The 17459-nt window shown below is 33.1% G+C and carries 22 protein-coding genes; all 22 read left to right on the top strand.

The annotated features are described in order from the left end of the window. The first annotated feature begins 87 nt into the window (after nt 1-87). The 22 genes from EZV73_RS01800 (at nt 88) to EZV73_RS01695 (ending at nt 17438) form a co-directional block, all read left to right on the top strand. Nucleotides 88-750 carry a UDP-N-acetylglucosamine pyrophosphorylase gene (locus tag EZV73_RS01800; protein WP_240837738.1) on the top strand — a complete coding sequence of 221 codons (663 nt, stop codon included), beginning with the start codon at nt 88-90 and terminating at the stop codon, nt 748-750. Between the two features lie 36 nt (nt 751-786). After that, entirely contained in the window at nt 787-1245 is a 459-nt protein-coding gene (locus tag EZV73_RS01795) for an NUDIX hydrolase (protein WP_240837737.1), read from the top strand. A gap of 40 nt (nt 1246-1285) precedes the next feature. Further along, on the top strand, nt 1286-1888 hold the full coding sequence (locus EZV73_RS01790; RefSeq protein WP_240837736.1) for an AAA family ATPase: 603 nt from the start codon (nt 1286-1288) through the stop codon (nt 1886-1888). Between the two features lies 1 nt (nt 1889). Continuing rightward, entirely contained in the window at nt 1890-2570 is a 681-nt protein-coding gene (locus EZV73_RS01785) for a zinc dependent phospholipase C family protein (protein ID WP_240837735.1), read from the top strand. Nucleotides 2571-2587: 17 nt separating this feature from the next. Next, nucleotides 2588-3082 (top strand): hypothetical protein, encoded by a 495-nt coding sequence (locus EZV73_RS01780; protein ID WP_240837734.1) that lies wholly within the window; start codon nt 2588-2590, stop codon nt 3080-3082. Nucleotides 3083-3124: 42 nt separating this feature from the next. Further along, nucleotides 3125-3694, top strand: a complete 570-nt coding sequence (locus EZV73_RS01775) for a 2'-5' RNA ligase family protein (RefSeq protein ID WP_240837733.1) — start codon at nt 3125-3127, stop codon at nt 3692-3694. A 16-nt stretch (nt 3695-3710) separates the two neighbouring features. Beyond that, nucleotides 3711-4523, top strand: coding sequence for a retropepsin-like aspartic protease (locus tag EZV73_RS01770; protein WP_240837732.1), 813 nt, complete (start codon nt 3711-3713; stop codon nt 4521-4523). Between the two features lie 46 nt (nt 4524-4569). Next, nucleotides 4570-5247, top strand: a complete 678-nt coding sequence (locus EZV73_RS01765; RefSeq protein ID WP_240837731.1) for a hypothetical protein — start codon at nt 4570-4572, stop codon at nt 5245-5247. A gap of 60 nt (nt 5248-5307) precedes the next feature. Continuing rightward, nucleotides 5308-5877 (top strand): hypothetical protein, encoded by a 570-nt coding sequence (locus tag EZV73_RS01760; RefSeq protein WP_240837730.1) that lies wholly within the window; start codon nt 5308-5310, stop codon nt 5875-5877. Nucleotides 5878-5958: 81 nt separating this feature from the next. Beyond that, nucleotides 5959-6927, top strand: a complete 969-nt coding sequence (locus tag EZV73_RS01755) for an adenosine deaminase (RefSeq protein WP_240837729.1) — start codon at nt 5959-5961, stop codon at nt 6925-6927. A gap of 129 nt (nt 6928-7056) precedes the next feature. Then, nucleotides 7057-7368 (top strand): DUF3784 domain-containing protein, encoded by a 312-nt coding sequence (locus EZV73_RS01750; RefSeq protein WP_240837728.1) that lies wholly within the window; start codon nt 7057-7059, stop codon nt 7366-7368. A gap of 18 nt (nt 7369-7386) precedes the next feature. After that, on the top strand, nt 7387-7935 hold the full coding sequence (locus tag EZV73_RS01745) for a hypothetical protein (RefSeq protein ID WP_240837727.1): 549 nt from the start codon (nt 7387-7389) through the stop codon (nt 7933-7935). 207 nt (nt 7936-8142) lie between these two features. After that, nucleotides 8143-9723 (top strand): ABC transporter ATP-binding protein, encoded by a 1581-nt coding sequence (locus EZV73_RS01740; RefSeq protein WP_240837726.1) that lies wholly within the window; start codon nt 8143-8145, stop codon nt 9721-9723. A gap of 105 nt (nt 9724-9828) precedes the next feature. Then, nucleotides 9829-10605 (top strand): sugar phosphate isomerase/epimerase, encoded by a 777-nt coding sequence (locus EZV73_RS01735; RefSeq protein WP_240837724.1) that lies wholly within the window; start codon nt 9829-9831, stop codon nt 10603-10605. A gap of 212 nt (nt 10606-10817) precedes the next feature. Next, nucleotides 10818-11294: a GNAT family N-acetyltransferase gene (locus tag EZV73_RS01730; protein WP_240837722.1), complete on the top strand. Its 477-nt coding sequence runs from the start codon at nt 10818-10820 to the stop codon at nt 11292-11294. A gap of 37 nt (nt 11295-11331) precedes the next feature. Continuing rightward, a complete protein-coding gene (locus EZV73_RS01725; RefSeq protein ID WP_240837720.1) occupies nt 11332-12102 on the top strand; it encodes a GNAT family N-acetyltransferase in 771 nt (256 codons plus the stop codon). Nucleotides 12103-12177: 75 nt separating this feature from the next. Continuing rightward, the gene (locus tag EZV73_RS01720; protein ID WP_240837718.1) at nt 12178-12423 is read left to right on the top strand and encodes a TIGR04076 family protein; all 246 of its coding nucleotides are present in this window, start codon (nt 12178-12180) and stop codon (nt 12421-12423) included. Nucleotides 12424-12491: 68 nt separating this feature from the next. Then, on the top strand, nt 12492-13358 hold the full coding sequence (locus EZV73_RS01715) for a helix-turn-helix transcriptional regulator (RefSeq protein WP_240837716.1): 867 nt from the start codon (nt 12492-12494) through the stop codon (nt 13356-13358). A 121-nt stretch (nt 13359-13479) separates the two neighbouring features. After that, nucleotides 13480-14577 (top strand): metallophosphoesterase, encoded by a 1098-nt coding sequence (locus EZV73_RS01710; protein WP_240837714.1) that lies wholly within the window; start codon nt 13480-13482, stop codon nt 14575-14577. 173 nt (nt 14578-14750) lie between these two features. Further along, nucleotides 14751-15128: a hypothetical protein gene (locus EZV73_RS01705; RefSeq protein WP_240837712.1), complete on the top strand. Its 378-nt coding sequence runs from the start codon at nt 14751-14753 to the stop codon at nt 15126-15128. A gap of 13 nt (nt 15129-15141) precedes the next feature. Then, entirely contained in the window at nt 15142-16701 is a 1560-nt protein-coding gene (locus EZV73_RS01700) for a hypothetical protein (protein WP_240837710.1), read from the top strand. 98 nt (nt 16702-16799) lie between these two features. After that, nucleotides 16800-17438 carry a hypothetical protein gene (locus EZV73_RS01695; protein ID WP_240837708.1) on the top strand — a complete coding sequence of 213 codons (639 nt, stop codon included), beginning with the start codon at nt 16800-16802 and terminating at the stop codon, nt 17436-17438. The last annotated feature ends 21 nt before the right edge of the window (nt 17439-17459 follow it).

Here is a 17459-nt window from a genome sequence, read left to right as displayed (position 1 = left end):
GCATGAGAATGACATCAAGGAAGTAAAGAGAAATCGGACTAGAGGTTATACGAAAGTATCTATAGTTAAGAAAAGGTGAGTGTTTAAATGGATTTAAAGATAAAGAATTTACTGGATTTAAAAGAAACAATATCAGCAGGATTGTTTGATGGACTTGAGTATCCATGGCAAGCTATACCTAAAATATCAGATTATATCACTGAATTAGGTATGGCATTATCGTTAGATGATTATGACAAGGTATCTGAGTATGTATGGATATCAAAAACTGCTAAAGTTACTCCCACAGCATTCATTGAAGGTCCTACCATTATAGATCATGATGCAGAGATCAGGCATTGTGCTTTTATAAGAGGCGGTGTAATAGTCGGTAAAAGTTCTATTGTAGGCAACTCAAGTGAACTTAAGAATGCTATTTTATTCAATGAGGTTCAGGTGCCCCATTTCAATTATGTCGGCGACTCAATATTAGGTTATAAATCTCATATGGGTGCTGGTAGTATTACTTCTAATATGAAGTCGGATAAAAGCAATGTTTCTGTAAAATCTCAAGGTTTAACAATAGAAACTGGCCTGAGAAAGTTTGGTACAATTTTAGGTGATTATGTAGAAGTAGGGTCAAATGCAGTTTTGAATCCCGGTTCTGTAGTTGGTAGAAACTCAAATATATATCCTCTTTCAATGGTTAGAGGGGCTATACCACAAAATTCTATTTATAAGAAGTATGGCGACTTGGTAGAAAAAGTATAGCATATATAAATATTTAAACTTTAGGAAGTAATGATTATGGATTATATAGGAAACCTTAGGAAATACATAGGCACACAGCCGATTATCATGTGTGGTGCTAATGTAATTATTGAAAATGAACATGGACTGATATTACTACATCATAGGACTGATAGAGACTGGTGGGGACTACCAGGTGGGGCTATGGAGTTAGGTGAATCGCTTGAAGAGACTGCTAAAAGAGAAGTCTTTGAAGAAGTTAATTTAAATTGTAATATGCTTAAGCTATTTAATGTGTATTCAGGTCAAGAACTGTATTATAAGTATCCTGACGGTAATGAAGTCTATAATGTTACGACAACTTATATCAGCGATGATTATAGTGGAGAAATAACAGTGGAAAAAACTGAAGGTAGGGATGCTCGATTCTTTGATATTGATGAGATTCCAAAAAATCTAAGTAGCACCATTACATGTATCTTAGGTGACTACCTGGAATACAGAAGAAAAGTTTAAGATAAGAAATAAAGTTTGCTGACTAAAGAAGGAGTAATAAATGAACAAGGGAAAAATCATATTTCTAAATGGTGTTTCAAGTGCAGGCAAATCTACATTGTCTCGAACGATACAAAAGATGATAAATGAACCATTTCATTGGCTAAATGTAGACAACTTCATGTCATTTACAGATATGAGTCAACATCCAGCAAAGTACTTTGAAGAAGGAAAAGACCCAGTATCACTTTTTCCGCATATAGTAAAGCTGTACGTTGATTTAGGTGTTAATGTGATTGTTGATGCTGCATTTGTTAAATGGAAGGGACCTCAACTATTTTTAGCTGAAGAAACACTAACAAAATGTTTAGAGCTGTTTCATGATTATCCTTTGTTGTATGTGCATGTGACATGTCCGTATAAGGAAGTAAAGCGTAGACATGATGAACGTGGAGACAGAAGTAGAGGTAGAAAACTTGAACTTGATTATCTTGATGATGATTTGGTTGGTGATTTAGATTCGATATACGATCTTACAGTAAACACATTTGATGATTCAAGTGAGACTTGCGCGACTAAAATTATAGAAGCGGTAGAATTGATTGAAGAAAAGACTGCATTCAAGAAGTTATGGCAGAAGATAGATACTAATAAAGGAGCATAAGATGGCAACGTGGATGACGCATTTAAGAATTGCAGAAAACCTATTAGAAGATTTTGATCTTCCAGTAGAAACATTTTTAGTAGGAAATATTGCACCAGACTCAGGTGTGCCGAATGAAGATTGGTCAGTCTTTACACCATCTAAAGATATATCACATTGGAAATGTGATAAAGACCTTAATAGGTCTATGAAGATGAAAATCAATCCAGACGCATTTTGGACCAGTCATTTAGAAGGTGAAAAGTTTGAGATTTTAACAGAGGAACAATCCTTTTTACTAGGCTATTATTGTCATCTTCTGACTGACTTTATGTGGTCTGAGTTGATACGTGAAAATAGAAGAAAAAATGAAGTTCTAGATAAGGAACTAAAAAATAATCCTAAGTTTACTTGGGAAGTAAAAAAAGATTGGTATGGTTTAGATTTTGAGTATTTAAAGAAGAACTCGTCGAATATAATGACTGATACATTTAAAAATATAAATGCGTCTGATGACTATTTGGACTATTTTCCTAAAGGTGCTTTTACATATAGAATCGAGGAAATAAAGAAATATTACCTGACAGATGAAGCTAGGCCAAAGCGTCCTGGTCTATATTTATCAGAAGATGAGTTAAATGATTTCATAAGATTAACGAGTGAATCTTTAAAAGAAAGACTGAGTTTTCTTCAAAAAAAGTAGATGAAAGAGATGGACTTATGGACAGAACAATCACTTATAAAGTGAATCCTAAAATTTTGAAACAAGAACTTTTTGATTTTTATCAGGAAAATTCAATATGTGAAGAAGGCTATGGTATCGACATTGCAACAAGAGTATTGTCTTTTACAAGTCTAATAGTTGCTGCATTCGATGGTGATAAATTAATTGGAATTTCTAGATCTATGTTTGATGGTGTGACTGCAGATCTTGTTGAGTTTTGTATAGGCATAGAATATCAAGGTCAAAATCTAGAATACGATAATGGGTCTATTATTGAAAAAGATGACTTTGGTATTGCAGCTGAACTGGGAAAGAGAACAATCAATGAACTATTAGATATGGGCGCTCATTTTGTTTCAACTATTGCCTTTGAAGAAGCTGAAAAAAACACCATCACAAGTGCTGGTTTCACTAGGAATGACGGACATATAAACTATGTTTATGAAAAAAGACCATATGTGCCACTAGATAGACATTCAAACGATGTTTAAGTAAATAACTTTTTAGAGTATGGTCCAATATAGGAGCAGTTTATGTACATTTGCATTGCATTATTAACAGATGATTTGATTCAAAATAAGAGCAGAAAGATCGTCTTTGATTTATCACAGAAGTATGATATTGATACAATGTCATCAAGACTACCACAGCATATTTCATTGAAACAATCATTTGAGATAGACAAGATTGATGAAATCGAAAACTATTTTGATCAACTGTCTAAAAGCATGAAGCCATTTAGTGTTGTTCTTAATAAGATAGACTTATGTCTTATAAATAACGATTCAATCAACAAACAGATTCTTTGGTACGAAATTGAAGAAAGTGAAAACTTATGGACATTACATAATAAATTAAATAGAGAGCTTTTAGATCTATTTGAGATACCTATGAATGGTTATGATGGCGATACATTTAAGTTTCACTCGACCATAGCTTATGAATCAAATAAAGAAGATTTATTCGTGAGATACTTAGAAAATTTGAAAAACAGAGATGAATCCATATCGTTTGATGTCACAAAGATAGCATTATTTTATAGTCCTGATAAAGAACTAAGAGGAGATAACTTTATTACTTACAAAATCGTATCGTTTAATTAATGACAAGGAGAGAACTTTGAAACAGACATATAGAGTAGAAAAATCTGATAAGCAATTAGCTAATCTTTTGCTAATTGACTTTGAAAAAGACAATGAAATCATATCTCTTGTATTTGATACTGGAGCATCTATTAGTGTTCTTTCTGAATCTGCAGCAAGGAAGTTTCAGTCAAAATCTAACGATAAAGAAATAAGTGGAAAAGGTACTGCAGGCAATCAAATGAGTGCTAATCTTCATAGTGTTACTAATATAAAATTAGGAGACTTCTTGATAAATGAACTTGATGTGGTTGTAGTCGATGATGCTGCCTTATGTTTTGGTGTAGATCAAGAGGGGAATGAGTTATCATGTGACGGTTTTATTGGCTGGAGTTTTATATCAAAATTTTCTTGGAACTATGACCATGTTTCTAGAACCTTACACTTTGGTCATTCAAAAGAAAATAAAAGTTTAAATAACCTAGAGGACTGGGACAATATGCCTATAGTAAAGGTGAAGCATAATGACAGTCATTTATTCTTTGGATTTGATACAGGTCATACTGAAAGTGTCTTTAGTAAGTATATGTATAATCGAATAGATGATACTATCATGTCTACAGATGTGTTTTCAGGCCTAGATGGTGACAGTGAAGAAAAGGTGAAAATACTAAAAGAGTTTAACTTTGAGATTAATAATAAAGAAGTTGAACTTAAGCATATCTCAGTAATTGATAGAGACCTATTTCCTTCATCAAGAGATAACATTTCAGGTCTCTTAGGATATGATGTCTTACAAGGTAAGTCATGGTTATTTGACTATCCTAATAGACATTTTGAAATCTTATAGGTGATGTTAGACAGATATATCTTATGTTTATGTCAGGAGGTTTGAAATGAAAACGCTGAAAGTATGTACTATTATTGTAGTTCTTCTGATGCTTATTACCCTAGTTGCATGTGGTGGTTTTACACAATCTGATGAAATAAGAGCAAGAGATTTTTTCTATCGTAATCAAGTTGTTTTACCTCTTGAATGTCAAATAGATCCCAGTAGATTTGAAGCCACAATCTTTGAAACTGAGCTAGATTTAAGAGATATGGTAGACCTTTTTACTGAAATGGATTTAGATGAAAGTATAAGAGATATTGAAATTGTTGGTGAAACGATTCTTATTAATACCTTAAAAGATGATGTGGTAATACCTTATGTCATTGTTCCGCTTAAATCAGAAAATCGATTCCAATTGTTAAGTCCTTATATTGTTTTAACCAATCAATCTAATTTTGTACAAGATATCATGATACCTATATACCTTATAGAGGATATAGATTACTCAAATATGAAGTTACTTGTAGGACAGCAATATGAAATCAAAGGTGACAAGAAACAACTAATCGATTTTTATAGAATCATAAAGTACTATGAAGTTAGAGAAGTAGAAAATGGTTTGATTGTGAAAAGTCTAATGAGTAATGAAAAGAAAAAACAACACTTTGATGAATTCATTTATTTTAAGTTCCAGTCTGAAGAAGATATAACTTATGTTACGCTTGAGATATTGAATCAGTAGTTGAGGAAATGATATGAGAATAAAAATAAACTTATAACAATTGTAGTAATTACTTTAGGTTTGCTGGCTTGTCAGGCATCTTTTGATACAAATGAAGAAGTAAAAGAAGGTCTTTTTCCACATGAGTATGACGATAGCGAGCTAGAGTTACTTAAGAACTTAGGACTTGAACGTAACACACTAATTGTAGACTTTGAAGCACCAATCGAGGCAATTACTCTAAATATAAATATTTACACATTAGCTAATGACTTATCATGGCATGTCATCGGGGCTAGCGGTATATCATTAGGTGAAGATAGAGATGTGATGGATTATTTAAGTGGCAATATTTCATTACTTTTAAAAGAGGATTATGCTATTGATTGCCATATTAACTCTGGGGGAAGAGTTAAGTTCCAAACTGAGAAGATTCTTTTAGAGGATGAAATAAATGCTTCTGGTGTCTTATTTCTTGAGAACAAGAAGAAAATTGAACTTGAAAAAGAAATTCCCATTGCATTAATGGTTTATAATTCAGATTCGTCCTTACATCGTATGACTTTAGATTACTACTATGAACCTGAATCGTTAAGCCATTATGAGCTGGTTCAAGTTGTCACAATGACATTTACTAAAGAAAAATTATAGTTCCTAAAGAAAGTATTGTTACTGTGGACATGGTATTGATAACTTAAGTAAGCAATGAGTTTAACAGGAGAATAGTAGTAGATGAATAGTCAAAAAAGTATAGTTTCAAGAGATGTGTTTTATAAAGGACTTCATGAAAGTGACCTTTCTATTATTTCGATAGTCCCTAAATCTGACCTTCATAATCATGCTGGTAGAGGTGGTAGGATTGAGGATTTATCATTAAGAATTAGACCTTTACAAAAGCCTTTTAAGACCTTGAATGAAATGCAGCAGTGGTTTGAAGAAAATGTTAAAGCCAATTGTCCTAAGGGAACTGAGGGGTATTTATACCGGGTAGAAGCAGCGTTTAGACAAGCGGCTAGAGATAACATTCAAAAGTTAGCCTTGAGCTTTGGACCAGGAGAAGTGGTTGCCTTAGGTGGTATAGAGAATTTCATTAATACGATGGATGCTTTAAAGAAAAAGCATATTGAAGCATATGAGTTTATTCCTGAACTGTCTTTGCTTAGGTCAGATATTACAGATAATGAAATCTGTCAAATGAAAGAGTTATTGTCATCTGGCTGGTTTAAATCCTTAGATGTATGTGGTAATGAAATGTCAGGTCCTTTAGACAAGTATGTCCCTCTTTATAGATATGCACGATCAAAAGGTTTAATGCTTAAAGTGCATGTAGGAGAATTCGGTTCAGCAAATGACGTACGACATGCAGTAGAACTTCTAGAACTGGACGAAGTACACCATGGTATAGCTGCTGCTGATTCAAAAGAAGTCATGGCTTATTTAAGAGACAATAAGATTATCTTAAATGTATGTCCTACAAGCAATATTCTTTTGAGTAGAGTAGAAAGTTATGAGAAACATCCCATAAGGCATTTGGTAGATGCAGGTGTAGCTGTGACCATCAATACAGACGATTTGGCTATATTCAATGCTAGTGTTTCAGATGAATATCTAAACTTGTTTAATAGTAAGGTATTCACTTTTGAAGAGCTTGATCGCATTAGACTTGGTGGCTTGACTGCTTATAACAAGTACAGCAAATAATCATGAAATGATGTATTTCGAACTCACTTGCATCTTGCTTTGAAAATAAATGATAGTCTGGTAGCCGTTTGCAAAGCATGAAAAGTGGGTAGATTAGTTTCTAAAAGAAGTTAGTAAAGAGGAGGACCTATGTTCACTTTAATATTTTCATTAATTTTAGGGATATTCTTTCTTGGTCTTGGCTGGATGACTTGGAAGAAAGAAAAGATTGAGTTGATTCATTCCTATCACCATACTAAAGTATCTGAAGAAAATAAAGCGCCTTATACTAAGGGGATGGGTATAGCTTTAATCATAATGGGGATTGGTATGATTTTGACTGGTATCAGTGATTCAGTTACAGGCAGTAGTTACAGCTGGATTTATTTTGTAGTCTCTATTATTGTTGGCTTGTTTATGATCTACCGTGTTCAAAAGAAATATAATGGTGGTTTGTTTTAAATAGATATGGAGAGCGTCATGAAAAGAATTATGAATGGCTTATCCTTAGTCATTTGCATGGTAATGTTGTTGTCGTGTACTTCGAGTAATCCTATTGATAATTTGCACTTTTCCTTTGATGTGAATGGTTATTACAAGGGATTTGAGGACATGCCTTTAGAGTACTCAGCAGAAGATGCTGAGAAAGATGGTCTCCTAATAGTGAACGACAGTGAAGTTGTTGGAAATCAGGCACTGTGGGATGTGTTTCTTCAAAGGGCTTTAGATGAGAAGGATGCTAGCATTCGAACACGTACTTATTTCTCTAGTAGTGATAGCACCTACTACAATGACTTATATTACGTTGATGGCAAGTACTATTCATTTAGTGACTGCGTAAATGATCAGCAAAAGGAGCCTTATTCATATTTGCTGATATTAGATAGCAACAATAAAAAAGGAGGTGCTATCGTCTTGTCAAATGATAAGGAGTTGAGTTATTCACAGGTTTTGAAATCCATGCTTTCAAGTGATTTAAAAGTAATAAAAAGCATGCCTAAATATGAGTTAATCAGATTTTTCCATTAGATTATTTTCTTAAAAGCCTATACAGGCTTTTTTATATGAAAAAAATAAAACAGGGGCTCATTTGAACCCCTTATTGTGATAATAGCACATATCAAAAGTAAGGTCTAACATTTTCGAGAATTTCCTATAGAATTTATTTAAGAAGTTTCTGGTAAGCAGTTTTAGTAATTGTATTGCCAGTGGTTAGAAAATGAAATGGAGCACTTTATGATAATGAGTATTGTAAGAAAATCACTTAAGTACAAAGGTCTTTTTATACTTGTAAATGTACTTTTAATTATTGTATATGCATGTGAAATGCTGATACCTTATATGTTCAGTCAGTTTGTCGATAACATAACGTTGACTGGAACCTTTAGTGTGGTCTTAGAGCCGGTTCTTATCATAACTTTAGCATTGGTTGTTTTACTGATAGCATCTTTTATAAAGCATGTCTATTCAGAATACCTTATATCCAAAGTCAACAATGATTTTCTTGATGAGTTAGATAAAAAACTAGAATCTTTGCCCCTTAAAGTCACTCAGAAAGAAAATCCTTCATACCTCAATCGAAGGTTGTTTAATGATATTATAACGGCTGTAACCTTTGTCCATGAAAACTTTTCAGTAGCAATTATTATGTCTCTAAGCAGCTTGGTATTATTAGGGCTTATAGCCTCGATTCAAAAGCTTATGCTCCCAGTTGTTTTTCTGGCTGTATTTATCAATACACTAGGTATTTTAGTCTTTCATAAACTTATATATAAAAGAGGCTATGAGTATAGAGAAATCCACAATCTTTACTATTCGTCCAATAACGATCGTTTGTCAAACATAAAGGAAACTAAGATTCATGCCTGGTATGATATATCTGGTCATCAGGTGAACCAGAACTTTAACAACTTACTGAATAAGGGGATTCAAGTCTACAAGGTTATGGCGTCAATTAGCAATATAGGTACTTTATCTAAGAACATAAGTCTAATCTTAAGCATTTTACTGGGAGGTTATTTGTTTACCCTAGATAAGATGAGCATAGGTCAGTTGATCTTGGTTTCAACTTATACCAATATGTGTTTAATTAATACAGAATCATTTTTAAAGTTAGGACAAGAGTACCAACATGCCAAAGTATCATATAATAGGTTACATGAGTTTTTAGATATGCCTGATGAAGCAAATGGTGACCTAGTTTTAGAGGATATCCATAACCTTGAAATTAAGGATCTGAGCTTTTCATATGATGAATCCAAGCGTTTGATTTCATCTTTAGATTTAGTCCTTACTAGGGGCAAAATTTACTGCTTGAAAGGAAAAAATGGTCATGGTAAAACAACACTTGTAGACCTGATCCTTGGTCTAAATCATGACTACTGTGGGGCTATAAGATACAATGGTCATGAGTTAAAAGACCTTGATATGAGACATGCCAGAAAGCATTTGATTTCAGTCGTTTTACAAGAACCACAAATGCAGAGGATATCGGTTAAAGATAACTTATATAGAGGCTTGCAAACAAGCTCAGACGATAAGGCTGTATTTGATATAGAAGAAATACTTGATTTAGAAGATGCTCAAACGCTCTCAGGCGGTGAAAAGCAAAAAATAGCTGTGTTAAGAGCTTTACTAAAGGGCTCAGAAGTTTTAATCCTAGATGAGCCTGTATCTGCCATGGATGCAGAAGGTATAAGACAATTAAAGAATGAGTTACAAGCCATGAAGAGTAAAAAAATAATCCTTTTAATTAGTCACAATGAAGAAGTCTTTGATATTGTAGATGAGTTTATAGAAATAAAGGATATGTATTAAAAGGAAATATGTAATACTGGTACAATTGGTTAGTTGTTTGTATTATGATGTAGTTAGACTAGTAATGTGTGTAGACCACTTATATGGTAATCTAAGGGAGGTAACATGAATATTGCAATGCATACAAATTCAATAATTGACTTACCTGTATACGACCAGCTTAGATTGATGAAGATGTTTGGTATAAGCGGTGTGATGTTATTTTGGTATAAAGATAAGTTTGAAAACTCAGTACATACCTTTCCAGAACATGCACGAAAAACTGGTTTGGAAATAGAAAACGTACATGTTCCTTATCATATGATTGATGGACTATGGAAAGACAGTCATGAAAGAGAAGATGTCCTTCGCTGGTATATGCAACATATATCTGATTGTAGTGATCACGAAATAGAGAAAATAGTCATGCATCCTGTCGGATGGCAGTCAAGTATCAAAGTAAGTCTAGCTGCTTTGGATTCCTATAAGAGGTTAGCTGATCACGCTGAAAAGAAGAATGTTAAAATCCTTCTAGAAAATGTTGCAAGTTCTAAGTATTTAGACTTTATATTTAATGGAGTTGACTCGCCAAGTTTGAAGTTTTGCTATGATAATGGTCATGAGATGTTGATGCCTGAAGAGGAAAGACTCTTGTTAAAGTACTCAAATAGAGTTGAAGGTCTACATCTAACTGACAATAATTGTGTTGAGGATCTTCATATGCTGCCATTTGATGGCAAAGAGAACTGGAAAAGAATAAGGGAGGAGTTACATAAGATCAACTATGCTGGTAGACTTGCTTTTGAAGTAGGATGGCAATACCGAAATCAGAACAAGAAATATTCACATGAAGATTATGTCATTCAACTGGTGAAAAGAGCAGAAAGAATTATTAACTCGTAATTGTAATTGTCAGTTGAAATAAGCATCTGGCAATTATTTTTATAGCTGTTTAGTAAAGAAATCAAGCTTTGATTATATGTTATGATTAGGTCGTGTTTGTAGGAACATTGCATAGAAATCTCATTATTTATTCTTATAAATCAACTACTTTGTTACAAACATGAGGTGTAATTATAGAAAAATTTGACCAAACAGAGCATGCAGGAGGCGACATGATTAAAGGAAAGTTAGTAACTTTAGTACCATACACAAATGAGCTTTGTCACGATTTTTATAGAGGCTATGTACCGGATTCTCAAATGACATATGATGAATACTCATATGATCAAGGTATAGTCGATGATTATTTTGAACTTAAAACTTCTGAATCGAATAGGAGGATTTTTGCAATTTTAGTCAATGATAAGGTAATTGGTGAGATTCAACTCAAGTATATTGATTACAGTAAAAAGCATGCGACTTTAAGTATCCATTTGAAAGATGATTCTGTTAAAGGAAAAGGTTATGGAACTGAAGCTGAAAATCTCATAATTAATTATGCATTTAATGCGTTGAATCTTGATAAGATATTGGCAGATGCTACCTTTAGGAATGAAAGAAGTAAACATATTCTAAGAAAACTTGGTTTTAGACATATCAAAGATGAAAATGAAATGAGCTATTTTGAGTTAGAAAAGATAGAGGATTAGGGAAGTTTCCCCAATATGACATCGTTTGGAGATGAATATGAACAAAAAAATGATGATGGATATTGTAAAAAAACAGTTAGCACTTGATATGAACTGTCTTGTTAGTGACTTTGATGGTGATGAAACCAGATATTGTGAGGCAAGACTCAATGAAGGCAGAAGACTCTTTGATAGACAAGAGCCCTTTCTAGAAGTTGTGACTATGGGAAAGAGTGTGGTGGTTTCTGCTGATAAAGCTATTATTGATTATATAAAACCAGCGCTACAATCTAAATCAAGAGATGATATATTTAATGCCCCATTTTTATATGGTCAGTCTATTTATTATATACCTGACCCAAAGAAACTAAAAAGATATAAGAGCCATCGTAAATTTGATTTTATTGAGAAAAGAAATGCAGAAATACATGAACTCTATAAGTTGTCTGGTTTCGAAAACGCATTGATGTATAATCCAAACCACCCAAGGCCAGATGTTATAGCATTATGTGCATTGCATAATGATGTGATTGTTGCCATTGCAGGTGCTTCAGCAGATAGTGAAGCCATGTGGCAGATTGGTATTGATGTACTTCCTAAGTATAGAAACTTGGGGTTGGCAACTGCTTTAGTAAGTGATCTGGCAATTAAGATAATCGAAGAAGGGCGTGTGCCCTATTACGGTACTGCTTCTTCTAACATAGCCTCTCAGGCTGTTGCCTTCAAGAGTGGATTCATACCTACTTGGATGTGTTCATATAAAAACGTTTTCGATGGAACGACACCGTATGAGGGTGAGTACCAAAAGCATGTTATTATTAATAAATGAAACATTGGAGATAATATGATTCATCTATGACTGTATTCATAAAATGAGATTATTGACTTGAATAAAGGAGGAGTAATGAAAGTTAAATTGACGATAACTGATGCTAACTGTAGATGTGGCTACCATCACGAAGGTGAGGAACATATTGTAGGCGATTTGTGTCCGCCAATATGTCATGAGTTATGGCAGTGTATTTATCCAAGTGTGTATGTTCTTATGAATGGTGGTATCCTTGATTATGGTAATGATAAAGCTAAGAAGTTTATTGGGAAATGTCCTGATGGTGGTAGAGTTGAAATCATGGGTGAAGTCGTTGAATAGCGTTTGTTGTAATTCAAGCCATATGGTAAAATAATATGATAATTGGTATTGAAGTTTGGAGGTAACTGTTGAATACGCATATAACAAAAGTAAGACAGAGTCTGGTCTTAGAAGGTATTCTAAGTATCTTTTCTAATAAATACGGGGATGATTGGTTTGGCCTAGAAAGCAGAAACAAGAAACGTAGGATTTATTACTTTATACTAGATACCATATTGTATATAGATGAAAGGGACCATCTAGATGATTATTTAAAGGCACTCTCAGAAATACCTGAAAACAAGTTAAATGAGATGTTACTGGCAAATGATTACGAAACTCAAGAAGTCGAAGAGATGGATTATACGGCTTTTCTTAACAAAGTTAAGGCCTTGCTTGAAGAAGTCTTGGTAAATGATCCAAGTGTGGTAGAGCGTTTTGATACACATCAAGATGAAATAAGTCAAATGAAAAATCAGATGTTAGTAGAACTTGAAAATAGACATCCTTTAAGTTATGGACAAGGCCTGATGGGTAAAAGTTTTTACAACATTTTTGATTGGTCGGAATATGAGTTCATTCCTGTTTGCTCTGGACCTTTTAAGTCACTTAGAGTCATGACGGATAGAAAAAACATTCTTATATACAATGTGAAAAAGAGTAAAGAAAAACTTGAAGAGACCAAGGAGAGACTTAGTCAGGGCATGAAGCTTCTTGCGGATCCTAATCGCTTAGAAATCATGCGTATGATTAAACATTCGCCTATGTGTGGTAAAGACATTGCAAGTGCAATGAACTTAACGACAGCAACGGTTTCTCATCATATGGATTTACTAAGAAAAGCTGGGCTTTTACACGTCGAAAGAGACCAAAACACCAAGTATTTTTCAGTGAATTATCATAAGGTAATGGGATTATCGAGAGACATTCAATCATATATATTAAATCGAAAGTGAAGCAAATGCACCTTATGTATTGACTTCACTTTTATTTTTGGTGTATATTAGACGAGTATCTAATTAGATTAACATCTAAATAGCTATCTGTGATTATAAAATATTAAATTAGGAGAATATGATGGGGGAAAAAGTAGTAAATTTAAAAGCTGATGGCGACTACAGAATTATAGCAATAAGTGATATACATGGTCATGTAAGCCATTTTGCAAATCTTATCAAAAGAATAAATCTGACTGACGATGATTATTTGGTCGTCATAGGCGATTTTATCAACAAGGGTGAAAACAGCTATCAGACGTTAAAGTGTCTTAAAGATTTGGGTAAAAGAAAAAGAACCTTTGTACTCAAAGGCAATCATGAGTATTCAATGGAGATTTTCACAGGTAGTAAAGAAAGGTTTCATCAGATATATGATTACTTAAAAGGTGACCATTTAGAAACTTTATTAGATGGTCTTCTAGAGGATGCCGAGCTTTCTATAGATGATTTTAAAGACAGTGATGACTTCTTTGCATTTGTAAATAAAGAATACAGACACGTAGTTGACTATATCAGATCATTGCCAATCATTTTATATCTAGATGACTTTCGATTTGTCCATGGTGGCTTTGACAGTGAACTATGTACTCAAAAGGATGAACACAAGTTTCTTAAGTTTGACAACTATAACAGTCTTTCTAAAATCAACGAAATCACAACAGTAGTAGGTCATTGGCCTGCATGTATGCTTAGAGAGGATAAGTTAAGCAATATGCCTTACTTTAACCATGAAAAGAAAATAATATCTATTGATGGGGGCATGGGTGTAAAAAATGCACCTGAGTTGAATGCATTGATCATTGAAAAAAAAGATGGTGTCATCAGTTATGAGTGTGTTCAAGAAAATGATTTTGAAATGAAGAAGATTGTTAAAAGTCATCAGTTTTTAGATGAAGAGATCATCCATATAAAGTATCCCTCATATGAGTTTGAGGTTATAGAAAGTGATGATCTTATGTCTCTTTGTAAGCATAAGGATACCAATCAAGAGTTTTCAATATTTAACTCATTGATTATGGAAAATGGTGAAGCACTGGTGCCTAAAATTGATTATATTAACAAGTTCTTTAATCTTGAGGTTGGTGATGACGTTCTGGTCTGTGATACATATGATGAATGTGTACTCATTAAACGTGATGATGAGTTTGGGTGGGTTTTAAGAGAGCAAATTGGCTAGATCTTTAAAGTATAAAATGACTTGATATAGACCTTAAATCTTGACTATGATGATAGAAAAGTTAACGGAGAGAGTTTTCTCCGTTTTTTTGTGGATTTAATCTTTTGTTTATGTAATAAAATGGAACTATGCTGTAAAATTGAAAGAGAGTGAATAGCTTGTTAGGAGATTCTATGGCTAAAAATAAGAAGTGGATAGTTTTAATTATAGTACTGGTCATATCTTACTATTCTTTTGATATGATTATGCCCATCATAAGACAAGAAGACCATGTTGGAAAAATCATATTGAGTGGTTTTAAAGTGATCTTTACAAATCAGGATATGGTCAAATATCATGAAGATGATTCAGGTGCTTATTACCTAACAAGGACTGAAAACAGTCATAAGTTGATTAAAGACTATATGGAAGAAAAGGATTGGATCTTCAAAGAACAAGCGGGGTCTGGTTTTATATTTATAAAAGAAAACAGCGATAACACATTAGTGGTGTCTACAAGACAGTTTACTAGATTCTTTAGGATCTGGTATATGCCAACGAATGATGATTAAAAGGTGATTTGTGATGAAAAAAGTTATAGTTTTAATGGTATTGTTATTATGTATCTCTTCTGTATATGCAGATCAAGTAGAGATTGGTACAGTTGTTAATCATGTTTTATCCACTGACATTAAAGCCTTTGTTAATGGACATGAAATTCCTTCTATGAATATCAATGGCTTAACAGCAATTATTGTTGAGGACTTAAGAAAATATGGCTTTGAAGTCACCTGGGATTCATCACAGAGAAGGCTGAGTGTATCAGGTGAAATAACGAATCAAGTCGATCCGATTCTTGTAGAGAAAGATTCTAACACAATCGGAGAGGTTGTAGCTGATGTGCTCTATACAGATATTAAAACAATGATAAATGACCTTGAAGTCGAATCCTTTAACATTGGTGGTTATACAGCCATTTACATAGATGCTTTAGATCAACTTGGCCAAGTGGTATGGGATGAAAATGCACGAAAAATTACTTTTACACCAGACAAGCTGAGCACAAGTAAAAGACAGTCTTCACTTGATATTAATTATGGAGACTATCATACGTTTAAGGCAAAAATAATAGACGATGAAATTATCTATGATGAGGCTAAGTTGGGCTATATCGATAGATCAAATAATGGCTATAAAATCTATTTATCTCTAGAAAATCTGTATAAGGCGTTTGCTTTTACAGTAGAAAAGGATGAAGATTCTTATAAGCTTATAAAAGGTGATTATACCTGTATCATAGACATAGATAATGGGACTTATACAGAATATTATAATGGCATACAAACAAGACAAGAATTTGTAGAGCTTCACAAGAAAAATGATGACTTATTTATAGTGGATACTGATTTGATATTAGGTGCAAGAATTTATAAAGATTATATGAGCGAGGATATTTCGTTTTCATATCAGGAATATGAAGTTGTTGATTATGATAAGTACGACATACAAGGTGAGCTTTTGGTTTTAAACATTGATGAAGGTCAAGAAATGATCAGACGAAATGATACATATCTAGTGCCTTTTTATGATTATAAGAATATCCCTTTCAATAATACTTTAAATGTTTACGATGAACTATCGTATTATATACCTCTTAAAGAAACTGATAACTTTGAGCTTGTTATATTAGGAAATGACCATTCTGGCAAAGATAGAAGAACCATATATGTAAAGTCTTTTAAAGACTTAAAACCTGATTATAAAAGTCATGTGATTGATAAAGAATGGCCGGTCGGTTATTATACCTTCTTTTCTCTTAATACACCTTCAGAGGGCTATACTGAAACCACATCTAATGAAGTTGTTATAGATGGCGAGGTAAGAATGTTTTATGATGATTACCATGCTGTTAATGGTGATACATTTGAAGTCAGTATTCAAAAGTTTAATCCTATAAAAGAAGTCTTTGAGCAAGTAAATGTTCAGGAGGTTTCGTACAAGGATTATCACTATAACGGCACCATTACACTAGACGGTGGCCAAGGTCTATACAGAATTATAATGACTGCTGGCGTTGATGATTCTGGTGGAGATAATGTTGATTTAGAAGCCTTAAGGTTGTTTATACACTTTACTAAGTTATGATAATGAAAGTGATTGATTAAACTATTTATAGACATTAATATCCTTTGAAATAAAACCTGTAGAGATATTTACAGTTAGAAAGAATAGGATGAAAAAATATGGGGAAAAAATACTTCTTTGATTTGATAGAAAAAAGAGATGCAAAGGATATAGAGGGAATCAGCATATATGGGAAATATAATTTTGTATTCACGTTCATTTTCTTGGTGGTAATCCCCTTATTCATCTATTTTGCATGTGTTAATTTTCATCTTATACCGAATTTCAAGGAAAACAGGAAGATACTCGAGTTTATTACATTTTGTCTGTCTATTGTTTGTGTTAAAGATTATTTTTTATCAAAACACAAGCACCGTGAATTGGGGTTGGAAAAAATAAATGCTACAGGTAAGTTTCAGAATATTCTCCATGATCTACTTGTGCTTGGTTTACTTATTCTATCTTCAGTGCTATTGCTGATCAATACTTTAGATGGGAATGAACCTTTTATGACCTTAATCATGCTTTCTTTAATGTTTATACATAGTAAGAGCATTTATGTTTCCAATACTAGAATATCAATTTCTCATAGGATTTATGATATGAGGGACTTTGATAAATATCACAGGTTTGATGATTTTACACTTGATATTACAGCAAAATCTGGTCAAGTGCTGAGTGTGAGACTTAAGAAAAGTAAAATGGATAGGCTGGAATTTTTTCTGAAATCATTACCTAAAGAAAGATGCAAGTTTTAAACTCTATTATTGAAGTTAGAG

Source organism: Acidaminobacter sp. JC074 (genome assembly GCF_022496765.1).
GTDB lineage: Bacteria > Bacillota > Clostridia > Peptostreptococcales > Acidaminobacteraceae > JABXKX01.
Note: the sequence above shows the minus strand (reverse complement) of the source record. Positions and strands in the feature narration are given on the sequence as shown.

Bases quoted from the DNA above. Each gene is read 5' to 3' on its own strand.
- EZV73_RS01755 (WP_240837729.1), top strand. From the start codon at position 5,959: ATGAATAGTCAAAAAAGTATAGTTTCAAGAGATGTGTTTTATAAAGGA.
- EZV73_RS01735 (WP_240837724.1), top strand. From the start codon at position 9,829: ATGAATATTGCAATGCATACAAATTCAATAATTGACTTACCTGTATAC.
- EZV73_RS01780 (WP_240837734.1), top strand. From the start codon at position 2,588: ATGGACAGAACAATCACTTATAAAGTGAATCCTAAAATTTTGAAACAA.
- EZV73_RS01720 (WP_240837718.1), top strand. From the start codon at position 12,178: ATGAAAGTTAAATTGACGATAACTGATGCTAACTGTAGATGTGGCTAC.
- EZV73_RS01745 (WP_240837727.1), top strand. From the start codon at position 7,387: ATGAAAAGAATTATGAATGGCTTATCCTTAGTCATTTGCATGGTAATG.
- EZV73_RS01695 (WP_240837708.1), top strand. From the start codon at position 16,800: ATGGGGAAAAAATACTTCTTTGATTTGATAGAAAAAAGAGATGCAAAG.
- EZV73_RS01730 (WP_240837722.1), top strand. From the start codon at position 10,818: ATGATTAAAGGAAAGTTAGTAACTTTAGTACCATACACAAATGAGCTT.
- EZV73_RS01775 (WP_240837733.1), top strand. From the start codon at position 3,125: ATGTACATTTGCATTGCATTATTAACAGATGATTTGATTCAAAATAAG.
- EZV73_RS01750 (WP_240837728.1), top strand. From the start codon at position 7,057: ATGTTCACTTTAATATTTTCATTAATTTTAGGGATATTCTTTCTTGGT.
- EZV73_RS01795 (WP_240837737.1), top strand. From the start codon at position 787: ATGGATTATATAGGAAACCTTAGGAAATACATAGGCACACAGCCGATT.
- EZV73_RS01710 (WP_240837714.1), top strand. From the start codon at position 13,480: ATGGGGGAAAAAGTAGTAAATTTAAAAGCTGATGGCGACTACAGAATT.
- EZV73_RS01725 (WP_240837720.1), top strand. From the start codon at position 11,332: ATGAACAAAAAAATGATGATGGATATTGTAAAAAAACAGTTAGCACTT.
- EZV73_RS01800 (WP_240837738.1), top strand. From the start codon at position 88: ATGGATTTAAAGATAAAGAATTTACTGGATTTAAAAGAAACAATATCA.
- EZV73_RS01765 (WP_240837731.1), top strand. From the start codon at position 4,570: ATGAAAACGCTGAAAGTATGTACTATTATTGTAGTTCTTCTGATGCTT.
- EZV73_RS01700 (WP_240837710.1), top strand. From the start codon at position 15,142: ATGAAAAAAGTTATAGTTTTAATGGTATTGTTATTATGTATCTCTTCT.
- EZV73_RS01790 (WP_240837736.1), top strand. From the start codon at position 1,286: ATGAACAAGGGAAAAATCATATTTCTAAATGGTGTTTCAAGTGCAGGC.
- EZV73_RS01705 (WP_240837712.1), top strand. From the start codon at position 14,751: ATGGCTAAAAATAAGAAGTGGATAGTTTTAATTATAGTACTGGTCATA.
- EZV73_RS01785 (WP_240837735.1), top strand. From the start codon at position 1,890: ATGGCAACGTGGATGACGCATTTAAGAATTGCAGAAAACCTATTAGAA.
- EZV73_RS01740 (WP_240837726.1), top strand. From the start codon at position 8,143: ATGATAATGAGTATTGTAAGAAAATCACTTAAGTACAAAGGTCTTTTT.